We start from the raw sequence: 15,422 nt of genomic DNA on the forward strand, positions 1-15,422 counted from the left end.
TGCCGCGCAGGGAGAGTGGGTCGATGCCCGCCCGCTCCAGCGCCTCCCACGAGGTCTCCAGCAGGAGCCGCTGCTGCGGGTCCATGTACAGGGCCTCACGCGGGGAGATCCCGAAGAATCCGGGGTCGAAGTCGCCGGCTTGGTGCAGGAAGCTGCCGTGACGGGTGTAGCTACGGCCCTCCTTGCCGGGCTCGGGGTCGTAGAGGTGCTCGATGTCCCAGCCGCGGTCGGTCGGCAGCCCGGTGACGGTGTCGACGCCGTCGGCCAGGAGCCGCCACAGCTCCTCGGGCGTGGTCGCGCCGCCGGGGTAGCGGCAGGCCATGCCGACGATCGCGATCGGCTCGTCGGCGGTGTGGGGGCGGACGGCGGCGCCGGTCGTCGGCGTCGTTTCCGTGCCCGCGCCGGCCAGGGCGACGAGGTGCTCGGCGACGGCCCGGGCGTTCGGGAAGTCGAAGGCGAGCGTGGCGGGCAGGCGCAGGCCGGTGCGCTTGTTGAGGCGGTTGCGCAGGTCGGTCGCGGCGAGGGAGTCGAAGCCGAGCTCCTGGAACGCGCGCTCGGGCGCGATCGCCTCGGCGGAGGCGTGGCCGAGCACGGCGGCGACCTCCGCGCGCACGAGCTCCAGCGCCAGGCGCCGGCCCTCGCTCTCCCTCAGCCCGGCGAGGCGCCGGGCGAGCCCGGTCTCGGCCGCGCGGCCGCTCGCGGGCAGCTCGGCGCGCCTGCGCGGGGCGGCGAGGGCGCGCAGGAGCGCGGGGACCTCGTCGGTGCGGGCGCGCAGGGCGGCGGCGTCGACCCGGATCGGGACGACGGCGGCGCGCCCGCTGCGCAGTCCGGCGGCGAACAGGGCGAGGCCGGTCGCGTGGTCGAGGACGGGGACGCCCTGGGTGGCCATCCGCGCCCGGTCGACGTCCGCGAGGTCGCGGCCGAGGCCGGCGCCGACGTCCCAGAGGCCGTAGGCCAGCGAGGTGGCGGGCAGGCCGGCGGCGTGGCGGTGGGCGGCGAGGGCGTCGAGGAAGACGTTCGCCGCCGCGTAGTTGCCCTGACCGGCGGTCAGCACCAGGCCACCCGCGGAGGAGAAGAGGACGAACGCGGCCAGGTCGAGGTGGCTCGTGAGCTCGTGAAGGAACCACGCACCATCGGCCTTCGGGGCCAGGACCGCATCCATACCGGCCGGGGTCAGCGCACCCACCAGACCGTTGTCACCCACACCCGCGGCATGGATCACCGCGGACAGACCCGGAATCGCACCGACCAGCGCCGCCACCGCCTCCCGGTCCGCCATGTCACACGCCCGGACCTCGACGGCAGCACCGAGAGCGGACAGCTCCGCCACCAGCTCCACCGCACCCGGCGCTGCCGAACCACGACGGCTCGTCAGCACCAGGCGACGCACGCCGCACTCGACCACCAGGCAGCGGGCCACCACAGCCCCCAGACCACCCGTACCACCGGTGATCAGCACCGTGTCATCCGCACCGACCGGCAACGGACCCGCCGGCTGCGCCAGCCGGACCAGCCGCGGGACAAGGACGGCCTCGCCGCGGACGGCCGACTCCGGCTCGGCGGTGACGATCACCTCCCCGTCCGTGTCCAGCAGACCGAACCGACCCGGGTTCTCCGCCTGAGCCGCCCGCACCAGGCCCCACACCGGAGCCTGCGCCAGATCCACGACCGAGCCCTCACCCACGGCCACCGCGCCCCGCGTCACCACCACCAGACGCGACGCCGCGAAACGCTCCTCCGCCAACCACGCCTGCACCACGCGCAGCACGTGCCGTGTCACCTCGCGCACGGCCGCCGGAACGTCGTCGTCCGGGGCGGGCACGGCCGCGCAGTCCAGGACGACGGTCTCGGGAGCCGGGCCCTCGGCGGGCAGGGCGTCCCAGGGCGTCCACCCCGCGCCCGCGTCCGGGCCGGCCGGCAGCTCCGACCACTCGACCGCGTAGAGCGGGTCGGTCGAGCCCAGTTGCTCCGCCGAGACGGCCCGGCCCTTCACGGAGGCCACCGTCAGCACCGGTTCACCCGCCGAATCGGCGAGGTCGAGCCGCAGCCCGCCCCCGTCGAGCCGGAGCAGCCGCACCCGCCCGGCCGACGCGCCGACGGCGCGCAGTGCGGCACCGGTCCACGCGAACGGGACCACGGTGTCATCGCTCACGGCGTCCACGATGGCGACGTGCATGGCCGCGTCGAGGAGCGCCGGGTGCACGCCGAAGCCCTCGGCCTCGACGCCCTCCGGCAGCGCGACCTCGGCGAACAGTTCGTCACCGCGCCGCCAGGCCGCCCGCAGGCCCTGGAACACCGGGCCGTAGCCGAACCCGGTCTCGGCCATCCGCTCGTACGCACCCTCCACCGGCAACGGCTCCGCGCCGGCCGGCGGCCACACCTCGAAGGCCTCCGTTGCCACCGCTCCGCCGACGGCCAACGAACCGGCCGCGTGCCGGACCCACCCGGCATCCGGATCCCCGTCCGGCCGGGAGTGGATCGTGAGCTCGCGGCTCCCGCCGGCGTCCGGCGTTCCCACACGGAGCTGGAGCTGGAGCGCCCCCTGCTCGGGCAGCACCAGCGGCGCGGCCAGGGTCAGTTCCTCCACCTGATCGCAGCCCACCTCGGCGGCGGCGCGCAGCGCGAGGTCGAGCAGACCGGCGCCGGGGACCAGGACCGCGCCCCGGACGGTGTGGTCGGCCAGCCACGGGAAGGCGGCCGTCGACAGGCGTCCGCTGAGCACCAGCCCGTCCTCGTCGGCCAGGTCGACGGCGGCGCCGAGCATCGGGTGCGTGGTGGCACCGAGGCCGGCGGAGCGGACGTCACCGCCGCGGGCGGCCAGGGGCGCGGGCCAGAAGCGGCTGCGCTGGAAGGCGTACGTCGGCAGGTCGACGGGCCGGGCGCCGGTGCCGGCGAACAGCGCGGCCCAGTCCACCCTGCCGCCGTGGACGTGGAGGCGGGCGAGGGCGTCGACGAGCGTGCGCTCCTCGGCCCGGTTGCGGCGCAGCGCCGGAATGGCCTCGGTGTCGCCGTCGGGCAGGGCGCTCGCGGTGAGGGCGGTGAGGACGGTGTCGGGGCCGAGTTCGAGGTAGCGGCGGACGCCGGCCTCGTGGAGCGTGCGGACGCCGTCGGCGAAGCGGACGGCCTCGCGGACGTGGCGCACCCAGTAGTCGGGGGTCGTGAGGTCGCTGTCCAAGGCGCCGGTGAGGTTGGAGACCAGCGGGATCGACGGCGCGTGGTAGGTCAACCCGCCGAGGACCTCGCGGAAGTCCGCCAGCATCGGGTCCATCAGCGGCGAGTGGAAGGCGTGGGAGACACGAAGGCGGGTCGTCCGGCGGTCGGCGAAGTGCGCCTCGATCGCCGCGACGGCGTCCTCGGCGCCCGAGACGACCACAGACGTCGGGCCGTTGATCGCGGCGATCGACACCGAGTCGGACAGCAGCGGCCGGACTTCGTCCTCCGTCGCCTCCACGGCGAGCATCGCCCCGCCGGACGGCAGCGCCTGCATCAGCCGGCCTCGGGCGGTCACCAGGGCGCAGGCGTCGGCCAGACTGAACACCCCAGCGACGTGAGCGGCAGCGACCTCACCAATCGAGTGCCCCGCCACGAAATCCGCCCGCACGCCCAGCGACTCGACGAGCCGGTGGAGCGCCACCTCGACGGCGAACAACCCGGCCTGGGCGTGCTCCGTCCGGTTCAACAACTCCGCGTCCGAACCCCACACCACCTCGCGCAGGGCCGGATCCAGCTCCGCGCACACCTCGTCGAAAGCCCGCGCGAACACCGGGAACCGGGCGTACAACTCCCGCCCCATCCCCAGCCGTTGCGACCCCTGACCGGAGAACAGGAACGCTGTCCTGCCGTCGGCCGCCGTGCCCCGGGCCACCTCGACGCCGTCGACGACCACTGCCCGGTGCGGGAAGAGCGACCGCCCGGCCAGGGTGAACGCCACATCGACAGCGGGAAGTTCGTCGATCTCCGCCAGCCGCGCGAGCTGCGCGTCCAGCGCCGCTTCGGACTTGGTGGACACCACCCAGGGCATCGCCCCCGCCGCCTCCGCAGTATCCCGCGTCACCTCGGGCTCGGCCTGCTCCAGGATCACGTGGGCGTTGGTCCCGCTGATCCCGAAGGACGACACGCCCGCGCGGCGCGGGTGGCCGGCGGCCGGCCACTCGGTGCGCTCGGTGAGCAACTCGACCGCGCCGGCCGTCCAGTCGACGTGCGACGAGGGCGCGTCCACATGCAGCGTGCGCGGCAGCAGGCCGTGCTGCATCGCCAGCACCATCTTGATCACGCCCGCGACGCCGGCCGCCGCCTGGGCGTGCCCGATGTTCGACTTGATCGAGCCCAACAGCAGGGGAAATTCACGGTCCTGGCCATACGTGGCGAGGAGGGCCTGGGCCTCGATCGGGTCGCCCAGCGTCGTCCCCGTGCCGTGCGCCTCGACGGCGTCCACATCGGCCGTCGACAGCCCGGCGCTCGCCAGCGCCTGCCGGATCACCCGCTGCTGCGACGGCCCGTTCGGCGCCGTCAGTCCGTTGGAGGCGCCGTCCTGGTTGACGGCGCTCCCCCGCACAGCTGCCAGCACTCGATGGCCGTTCCGGCGGGCGTCCGACAGGCGCTCCAGCACCACCATGCCGACGCCCTCGCCCCAGCCGACGCCGTCCGCCGTGTCCGCGAACGAACGGCACCGGCCGTCGGCCGAAAGGCCGCCCTGGCGCGAGAACTCCACGAAGGTGTTCGGCGTCGACATCACCGTGACGCCACCGGCCAGCGCCAGCGAGCACTCGCCGCTGCGCAGCGACTGGGCGGCCAGGTGCATGGCCACCAGCGACGACGAGCACGCCGTGTCCACCGTCACCGCCGGGCCCTCCAGGCCCAGCGTGTAGGAGACGCGGCCCGAGGCCACGCTTCCCGCGCTGCCACTGCCCTGGTAGCCCTCGAACTCGCCACCCCCCAACAGGCTCGCGTAGTCCGCGTACATCACGCCCGCGAACACGCCCGTCCGGCTGCCGCGCAGCGACACCGGATCGATGCCCGCCCGCTCGAAGGCCTCCCAGGAGGTCTCCAGCAACAGGCGCTGCTGCGCGTCCGTCGCCAGCGCCTCGCGCGGGCTCATCCCGAAGAACTCGTGGTCGAACTCGCCTGCGGTGTGCAGGAATCCACCGGAGCGCGTGTAGGAGGTCCCGATGTGCTCCGGGTCCGGGTCGTAGAGGGTCTCGACGTCCCAGCCGCGGTTCACCGGGAAGCCGGACACCGCGTCGACGCCGTCGGCCACCAGCCGCCACAGGTCCTCCGGCGACTCGACGCCGCCCGGGTACCGGCAGGCCATGCCGACGATCACGATCGGGTCGTCCGTCGACGCCGGCAGCGCCTCGGGGGCGTGGACGACGCTCTCGGCGCCGAACAGGCCCTCCAGCAGGAAGTCGGCCAGGACACTCGCCGTCGGGTAGTCGAAGACGACGGTGGCCGGGAGCTGGAGACCGGTCACGGTCCGCAGCCGGTTGCGCAGCTCGACGGCCGTCAGCGAGTCGAAGCCGAGGTCCTGGAACGCCTTCGACGGGTCGACCGCCGAGCCGGCCTCGTGGCCGAGCACGAGGGCGATCTGGTCGCGCACCAGGTCCAGGACGGTCGCCCGGCGCTCGTCGGCTCCCAGGCCCGACAACCGCTGTGCCAGGCCGGCCGACACGGCCGAACCGGCGACGACGGCACGCCGCACCCGGCTCCGCACCAGGCCGCGCAGCAGGGCGGGGACCTCGCCGTGCGCGGCCACCGCCGCGAGGTCGAGGCGGACCGGCAGCACGGCCGGGTGGCCGGCGGCGAGCGCCGTGTCGAAGAGCGCGACGCCCTGGTCCGGGGCGATGGCCGGGAGGCCGAGCCGGGCGATGCGTTCGGCCTCGGCGGCGGTGAGGGTGCCGGTCATGCCGGCCACGTCCGACCACGGCCCCCAGGCGAGGGAAACGGCGGGGAGACCTTGCGAGCGGCGGTGGACGGCCAGGGCGTCGAGGTAGGCGTTGCCCGCCGCGTAGGCGGCCTGCCCCGCGCTGCCGAACGTACCGGCCATCGACGAGAACAGGACGAACGCGTCGACGTTCGTGGCGGCGCGGTGCAGGTTCCACGCCGCGTCCGCCTTCGGACGCAGGACGGCGGAGACCCGCTCGGCGGTCAGCGAGCCGATCACACCGTCGTCGAGCACGCCGGCCGTGTGGACGACGGCCCGGATGTCGTGACGCGCGAACAGCTCGGCCACCGCAGCCTCGTCGGCCACGTCACAGGCCTCGACGACCGCTCCTGCGCCCAGCTCCGCCAGCAGTTCCCCGACACCCTCGGCATCCGCACCGCGACGGCTCACCAGCACCAGGTCGCGCACGCCGTGCTCGGCCACCAGGTGCCGGGCCACGACCCGGCCCAGACCGCCCGTGCCGCCGGTGATCAGGACCGCACCCTCACTCGGCCACGCCACCGCATCCGCCACTGCTTCCGTACGGACCAGGCGCGCCGCAAGGACCTCACCGTCGCGGACGAGCAGCTGCGGCTCGTCCGATCCCAAGGCCTCGGAGGGCAGTTCCTCCGAGCCCGCCAGATCCACCAGACCGAAGCGGCCCGGCTCCTCGGTGATCGCCGAGCGGAGAAGACCCCACACCGCAGCACCCGGCAGGTCCTCACCCGCCACCACACCACGCGTCACGAACACCAGCCGCGACCCGGCGAAACGCTCCTCCGCCAGCCAGCCCTGCACCAGCTCCAGCACGCGGGCCGTCCCCGCGTGCACCTCGTCCGCGACCGTCTCGACCACCACCACCGGCGGAACCGCCTCCGGCACCTCCGCCAACGACCCGACCACCACGAACTCCGGCGCGGCGGACACCTTCACCGGCACCCAGTCCACCCGGAACAACGCGTCCCGAGCCACCACCGACTCCCCGCCCGACACCGGGCGCACGACCAGCGACCCCACGGACGCCACCGGGCGCCCCTCGGTATCGGCGATCACGAGCGACACCCCGCCGCCCGCCACCGGCGCCAGCCGCACCCGGACCGCCGATGCGCCGGACGCGTGCAGCGCCACGTTCTCCCACCCGAACGGCACACCGCGCTCGTCGGACCCGGTGAGTGCGAGCGCGTGGAGGCACGCGTCGAAGAGCGCCGGGTGCAGGCCGTAGCCCGCACCCTCCGCGCCCTCCGGCAGGGCGACCTCCGCGAAGAGCTCGTCCCCGCGCCGCCAGGCCGCACCGAGCCCCCGGAACGCCGGGCCGTACCCGAACCCGGCCTCCGCCAGGCCCTCGTACAGCCCGGTCAGGTCGACCGCCTCGGCCCCCGCCGGCGGCCACACGGCCGCCTCGAACGGTGCGGGCGTCGCGCCCGTCCCCAGCAGACCGGTCGCATGCAGGGTCCAGTCCGTCCCGTCCGCGTCGTCCGGCCGGCCGTGCACGGTGAGCGCGCGGCGCCCGGCCGCATCCGGCTCACCGACCCACACCTGCACGCGCACGCCGCCCCGCTCGGGCAGGACCAGCGGCGCAGCCAGCGTCAACTCCTCGACCAGGTCGCAGCCGACCTCGTCCCCGGCGCGCACCGCCAGCTCGACCAGCGCCGTGCCCGGCACCAGGACCGAACCCATGACGACGTGGTCCGCCAGCCACCCGTGCGAACCGGCCGACAACCGGCCGGTGAACAGGTAGCCGTCCGTGTTGACGAGCTCGACGGCCGCGCCGAGCAGCGGGTGCTCGGCCGCACCGAGTCCCGCGAGCCGGACGTCGCCGCCGCGCGCGAGGGTGACGGCCGGCCAGTAGTGCCGGTGCTGGAACGCGTAGGTGGGAACGTTGGCAGAGCGCGCGCCGGTCCCGGCGAGGAGGGCGGGCCAGTCGACTCGCGCGCCGGTGACGTGCAGGCGGGCGAGGGCGGTCAGGACGCTGGCGTCCTCGTCCTGGTCCTTGCGAAGAACCGAGGCGAGCACGGCCTCGTCGGACAGGGAGGAGGCCGCCAGAGCCGTCAGGACACCGTCGGGGCCGAGCTCCAGGAAACGCGTCACGCCCGCCGCCTCCAGCGTGCGGATCCCCTCGGCGAAGCGGACGGCCTCGCGAACGTGGCGCACCCAGTAGTCGGGGGTCGTGAAGTCGCTGTCCAAGGCGCCGGTGAGGTTGGAGACCAGCGGGATCGAAGGGGCCCGGTAGGTCAGGCCGTTCAGGACCTCGCGGAAGTCCGCCAGCATCGGGTCCATCAAGGGCGAGTGGAAGGCGTGCGAGACCCGCAGCCGAGCGGTCCGGCGGTCGGCGAAGCGCGCCTCGATCCGCGAGACGGCCTCCTCCGCGCCCGAGACGACCACGGACGTCGGGCCGTTGACGGCCGCGATCGACACCAACTCGCCCAGCAACGGCAGGACTTCGTCCTCCCTCGCCTGCACGGCCAGCATCGCACCACCCTCCGGCAGCGCCTGCATCAAACGACCCCGCGCACGCACCAGCGCGCACGCGTCCGCCAGCGAGAACACCCCGGCCACATGTGCCGCCACGACCTCCCCGATCGAGTGCCCCGCCACGAACTCCGGCACCACACCCAACGATTCCAGCAACCGGAACAACGCCACCTCGACCGCGAACAACCCCGCCTGGGCATGCTCCGTCCGATTCAGCAGCTCCGCATCGTCACCCCACACCACCTCCCGCAGGCCCGGCTCGAACTCCGCACACACCGCATCGAAAGCCGACGCGAACACCGGGAACCGGGCATACAACTCCCGCCCCATCCCCAACCGCTGCGACCCCTGCCCCGAGAACAGGAACGCCGTCCCGCCGTCGGCCGCGACTCCCCGGGCCACCTCGACGCCGTCCACGAGCACCGCCCGGTGCGGGAAGACCGTCCGCCCGGCCAGCGTGAACGCCACATCGACCGCCGGAAGTTCACCAATCCCGGCCAGTCGTGCCACCTGCCCGTCCAGCGCCGCCTCGGACCTCGCGGACACCACCCAGGGCATCGCCCCGGCCGTCTCCGCAGTATCCCGCGTCACCTCGGGCTCGCCCTGCTCAAGGATCACGTGGGCGTTGGTCCCGCTGATCCCGAAGGACGACACGCCCGCGCGGCGCTGGTGGCCGGCGGCCGGCCACTCGGTGCGCTCGGTGAGCAACTCGACCGCGCCGGCCGTCCAGTCGACGTGCGACGAGGGCGCGTCCACGTGCAGCGTGCGCGGCAGCAGGCCGTGCTGCATCGCGAGCACCATCTTGATCACGCCCGCGACGCCGGCCGCCGCCTGCGCGTGCCCGATGTTCGACTTGATCGAGCCCAACAGCAGCGGCAGTTCACGGTCCTGGCCGTACGTGGCGAGGAGCGCCTGGGCCTCGATCGGGTCACCGAGCGTCGTCCCCGTACCGTGCGCCTCGACGGCGTCCACCTCGGCCGGGGACAGCCCGGCGCTCGCGAGAGCCTGCCGGATCACCCGCTGCTGCGACGGGCCGTTCGGCGCCGTCAAACCGTTGGACGCGCCGTCCTGGTTCACGGCCGAGCCGCGCAGGACCGCCAGTACCCGGTGCCCGTTCCGCCGGGCGTCCGACAGGCGCTCCAGCACCACCATGCCGACGCCCTCGCCCCAGCCCGCGCCGTCCGCCGTGTCCGCGAACGAACGGCACCGGCCGTCGACCGAAAGGCCGCCCTGGCGCGAGAACTCCACGAACGTGTTCGGCGTCGACATCACCGTGACGCCACCGGCCAGCGCCAGCGAGCACTCACCGCCCCGCAGCGCCTGCGCCGCCAGGTGCATCGCCACCAGCGACGACGAGCACGCCGTGTCCACCGTCACCGCCGGGCCCTCGAAGCCGAAGGTGTAGGACACCCGGCCGGAGGCGACGCTGGGGGCGCTGCCGTTGCCCCGGAAGCCCTCGAACTCCTCGCCGTCCAGCAGCGAGCGGTAGTCGGTGTACATGATGCCCGCGAAGACGCCCGTCCGGCTGCCGCGCAGCGACACCGGGTCGATACCGGCGTGCTCGAAGGCCTCCCAGGAGGTCTCCAGCAGCAGGCGCTGCTGCGCGTCGGTGGCCAGCGCCTCACGCGGGCTCATCCCGAAGAACTCGGGGTCGAACTCCCCGGCGTCGTGCAGGAACGCGCCGCGCCGGGTGTAGGACGTGCCGGGGACGGACCGGTCCTCGCTGTAGAGCGAGTCGAGGTCCCAGCCGCGGTTCACCGGGAAGCCGGACACCGCGTCGACGCCGTCGGCCACCAGCCGCCACAGGTCCTCGGGCGACTCGACGCCGCCCGGGTAGCGGCAGGCCATGCCCACGATGACCACCGGGTCGTCCGACAGGACCGGGAGCACGGCCGGGAGTTCGTCGGCCTCCTCGGCGCCGAACAGGCCCTCCAGGACGAAGCCGGCCAGCGCGTTGGCCGTCGGGTAGTCGAACACCACCGTGGCCGGAAGCTGGAGACCGGTCGCCGACCGCAGCCGGTTGCGCAGTTCGACCGCCGTCAGCGAGTCGAAGCCGAGGTCCTGGAACGCCCGCGACGGGTCGACGACCGAGCCGCCCTCGTGCCCGAGGACTGCGGCGATCCGGTCGCGCACGAGCTCCAGGACGGCGCCCCGCCGCTCGGCCTCGCCCAGGCCGGACAGCCGCTGCGCCAGACCGGCCGAAGCGGCCGAACCCGCGACCACCGCGCGCCGGACCCGTCCGCGCACCAGTCCGCGCAGCAGGGCGGGCACCGAATCCTGGGCCCGCAGCGCCGCGAGGTCCAGCCGGACCGGCAGGATCGCGGGCTCGCCCGCCGCGAGCGAGGCGTCGAACAGCGCAGCGCCGTCGGCCGGGGTGAGCTCCGGCATGCCCGAGCGGGCGATCCGGAGCAGGTCGACCTCGGCGAGCGTGCCGATCATGCCGCCGTCACGGGTCCACGGGCCCCAGGCCTGCGAGACGGCGGGCAGGCCGAGCGAGCGGCGGTGGACGGCCAGGGCGTCCAGGTAGGCGTTACCCGCCGCGTAGGCGGCCTGGCCCGGGCCACCGAAGACGCCGGAAACGGAGGAGAACAGGACGAAGGCCGCCAACTCCCGGTCCTTCGTGGCCTCGTGCAGGTTCCAGGCGGCGTCCGTCTTCGGACGCAGGACGGCGGAGACCCGCTCGGCGGTCAGGGAGCCGATGACGCCGTCGTCGATCACGCCGGCCGTGTGGACGACGGCGCGGATCTCGTGCCGGGCGAAGAGGTCGGCGACGGCGGCCGGATCGGCCACGTCGCAGGCCTCGACGGTCGCTCCTGCGCCCAGCTCGGCCAGCAGCGCGTCGACGCCCTCGGTATCCGCACCACGGCGGCTCACCAGCAGCAGGTCGCGCACGCCGTGCTCGACGGCCAGGTGCCGGGCGATGACCCGGCCCAGACCGCCCGTGCCGCCGGTGATCAGGACCGAACCCTCGCCGGCCCACACAACCGATTCGCCCGTCGGCTCTGCGCGCACGAGCCTGGCCGCGAGGACCTCGCCGTCCCGGACGAGCAGCTGCGGCTCGTCCAACCCCAGGGCCTCGAAGGGCAGTTCCTCCGAACCCGCCAGATCCACCAGACCGAACCGGCCCGGCTCCTCCGACATCGCCGACCGCACCAGACCCCACACCGCAGCACCCGGCAGGTCCTCACCCGCCACCACACCACGGGACACGAACACCAGCCGCGACCCGGCGAAACGCTCCTCCGCCAGCCAGCCCTGCACCAGCTCCAGCACCCGCGCCGTCCCCGAGTGCACCTCGTCCGCGACCGTCTCGACCACCACCACCGACGGAACGACCTCCGGCACCTCCACCAACGACCCGACCACCACGAACTCCGGCGCGACGGACACCTTCACCGGCACCCAGTCCACCCGGAACAGCCCGTCCCGAGCCCCGACCGACTCCCCGCCCGCCACCGCGCGCAGGGCCAGCGACCCCACGGACGCCACCGGCAGGCCCTCGGCGTCGGCGACGGCCACCGCGACGGACTCCTCGCCGGTCCGGGTCACGCGCACCCGCACTGAGGACGCGCCGGAGGCGTGCAGCGACACGTCCTCCCACGAGAACGGCACGACGCCGTGCGGCAGCCCGTTGACGGCCGTGACGTGCAGGGCGGCGTCGAGCAGCGCCGGGTGCAGGCCGTAGCCCGCGCCCTCCGTACCCTCCGGCAGGGCGACGTCGGCGAAGACCTCGTCCCCGCGCCGCCAGGCCGCCCGCAGGCCCTGGAACACCGGACCGTACGCGTAGCCGCCCTCGGCCATGCCCTCGTACAGCCCGGTGAGGTCGACCGCCTCCGCTCCGGCCGGCGGCCACACGGACGTGTCGAACGCGGTGCGCGTCTCCCCCATGGCCAGGACGCCGGTCGCGTGCTGGTCCCAGGCGCGGCCGTCGGCGCCTTCGGGCCGGGAGGCGATCGTGAAGGTGCGCCGGCCGGTCTCGTCGGCCGCGCCGACGCGCAGCTGCAGTTGGACGCCCTGGTGCTCGGGCAGGACGAGCGGCGCGGCCAGGGTGAGTTCCTCGACGCGGTCGCAGCCGGCCTCGTCCCCGGCGCGGACGGCCAGTTCGAGGAACGCGGTGCCGGGCAGCAGGACGTTGCCGCGCACGACGTGGTCGGCGAGCCAGGGGTGCGAGTGCCGGGAGAGCCGGGAGGTGAACAACAGGCCGTCGTCGTCCGAGAGTTCGAGCGAGGCGGAGAGCAGCGGGTGGTCGGCGGTGTCAAGGCCCGCGGCGCCGAGGTCACCGGCGGTCGTGGCGGCGGTGACGGGCCAGTAGCGGCGGTGCTGGAAGGCGTAGGTCGGCAGGTCGACCGGGCGGACGGCAGTGCCGGCGAAGAGGGTGGGCCAGTCGACTCGCGCGCCGGTGACGTGCAGGCGGGCGAGGGCGGTCAGGACGCTGGTGTCCTCGTCCTGGTCCTTGCGGAGGGCCGAGGCGAGCACGGCCTCGTCGGACAGGGAGGAGGCCGCCAGAGCCGTCAGGACACCGTCGGGGCCGAGCTCCAGGAAACGCGCCACGCCCGCCGCCTCCAGCGTGCGGATCCCCTCGGCGAAGCGGACGGCCTCGCGAACGTGGCGCACCCAGTAGTCGGGGGTCGTGAAGTCGCTGTCCAAGGCGCCGGTGAGGTTGGAGACCAGCGGGATCGAAGGGGCCCGGTAGGTCAGGCCGTTCAGGACCTCGCGGAAGTCCGCCAGCATCGGGTCCATCAAGGGCGAGTGGAAGGCGTGCGAGACCCGCAGCCGAGCGGTCCGGCGGTCGGCGAACTGCGCCTCGATCGCCGAGACCGCCTCCTCCGCGCCCGAGACGACCACGGAGTTCGGCCCGTTGACGGCCGCGATCGACACCAACTCGCCCAGCAACGGCAGGACTTCGTCCTCCCTCGCCTGCACGGCCAGCATCGCACCGCCCTCCGGCAGCGCCTGCATCAAACGGCCACGAGCGCCGACCAGCGCGCAGGCGTCCGCCAGCGAGAACACCCCGGCCACATGTGCCGCCGCGATCTCACCGATCGAGTGCCCCGCCACGAACTCCGGTACCACACCCAACGATTCCAGCAGCCGGAACAACGCCACCTCGACCGCGAACAACCCCGTCTGGGCATGCTCCGTCCGATTCAGCAGCTCCGCATCGTCACCCCACACCACCTCCCGCAGAGCCGGATCCAGCTCCGCACACACCGCATCGAAAGCCGACGCGAACACCGGGAACCGGGCATACAACTCCCGCCCCATCCCCAACCGCTGCGACCCCTGCCCCGAGAACAGGAACGCCGTCCCGCCACCCCGGACCGCGCCCTCGACGACTCCGCCCGAGCCCGCCGCCAGCGCGTCGAGCCCGCGCAGCAGCGCCTCCCGGTCCGAACCGACCACCACGGCCCGGTGGGTGAGCATCGACCGGCTCGTGGCCAGCGCCGCCGCGACGTCCGCGGCCGGCAGGCCCGTCGCGGCCTCGCGCAGTCGGGCCGCCTGGGCGCGCAGCGCCTCCGACGTCCGGCCGCTGAGCACCCACGGCACGACGGCCGGCGCCGGAGCGGCTTCGGCGGGCTCCTCCACCACGACCTCGTCCGCCTGCTCCAGGACCACGTGCGCGTTGGTCCCGCTGATTCCGAACGCCGAGACGCCCGCCCGGCGCGGACGGCCGGTCTCCGGCCAGTCCCGGGCCTCCGTCAGCAGCTCGACGGCGCCCGCCGTCCAGTCGACGTGCGAGGACGGCTCGTCGACGTGCAGGGTGGCCGGCAGCAGGCCGGCGCGCAGCGCCATGACGGTCTTGATCACGCCCGCGACCCCGGCCGCCGCCTGCGCGTGGCCGATGTTCGACTTGACGCCGCCGAGGTAGAGCGGCCGGTCGGCGGGCCGGTCCTGCCCGTAGGTGGCGAGCAGGGCCTGGGCCTCGATCGGGTCGCCGAGGGTCGTGCCGGTGCCGTGGGCCTCGACGGCGTCGACCTGGTCGGGGGTGAGGCGGGCGTTGGCGAGCGCCGCCTGGATGACGCGCTGCTGCGAGGGGCCGTTGGGCGCGGTCAGGCGGCTGCTCGCGCCGTCCTGGTTGACGGCGGTGCCCCGGACGACGGCGAGGACCTCGTGGCCCAGGCGCCGGGCGTCCGAGAGCCGCTCGACCAGCAGGACGCCGACGCCCTCGGCCCACGAAGTGCCGTCCGCGCCCTCCGCGAAGGGCTTGCAGCGGCCGTCGTGGGCCAGGCCGCGCTGGCGGGAGAACTCAGTGAACAGGCGGGTGGTCGGCATGACGGCGACGCCGCCGGCGACGGCCATCGAGCACTCGCCGGCGCGCAGCGCGCGGACCGCGAGGTGGAGGGCGACGAGGGCGGAGGAGCACGCGGTGTCGACGGTGACGGCCGGGCCCTCCAGCCCGAGGGTGTAGGCGATGCGGCCGGACAGGACGCTGACGGCGCCGCCGGTGAGGAGGTGACCCTCGGTCTCCTCGCTCTGGCGGGCGAGGGAGCCGTAGTCGGTGTCGGCGCCGCCGATGAACACGCCGGTGTCGCTGCCGCGCAGGGCGGCGGGGGCGATGCGGGCGCGCTCGATGGCCTCCCAGGCGGACTCGAGGAGGAGGCGCTGCTGGGGGTCCATGGCGAGGGCCTCGCGCGGGGCGATGCCGAACAGCTCGGCGTCGAAGTCGGCGACGCCGGCGAGGAAGCCGCCGTGGCGCACGTAGCTCTTGCCGGGGGTGCCCGGGGTGGGGTCGTAGAGGTTCCCGGTGTCCCAGCCGCGGTCCTCGGGGAGGTCGCCGATGGCGTCGGCGCCGTCGGCGACGAGCCGCCAGAGGTCCTCCGGGGTGCGGACGCCGCCGGGGTAGCGGCAGGCCATCCCGATGATCGCGATCGGCTCGGCGTCCCTCGCCTCGACGGACTCCAGGCGCTGCTTCGTGCGCCGCAGGTCCGCGGTGACCTTCTTGAGGTAGTCGCGGAGCTTGTCCTCGGAGGTGCTGGCCATGGGTGGGAAACCTCGCAGTTCGGAAGGGTGGTACGGGTCCGTGGGACGG

The 15,422-nt window shown here is 74.5% G+C and carries 1 protein-coding gene (only partly in view); it reads right to left on the bottom strand.

The window, feature by feature from the left end; all coding sequences use genetic code 11:
• Positions 1-15,373 carry the 5' portion of an SDR family NAD(P)-dependent oxidoreductase gene (locus ACIQWA_RS35670; protein ID WP_402489884.1) on the bottom strand. The gene continues 15,020 nt to the left of window position 1, outside the view, so the window shows 15,373 of its 30,393 coding nt (coding positions 1-15,373); it begins with the start codon at positions 15,371-15,373; the stop codon falls past the left edge of the window.
• Positions 15,374-15,422 lie beyond the last annotated feature (49 nt).

Source organism: Kitasatospora sp. NPDC098652, assembly GCF_044760155.1.
GTDB lineage: Bacteria > Actinomycetota > Actinomycetes > Streptomycetales > Streptomycetaceae > Kitasatospora.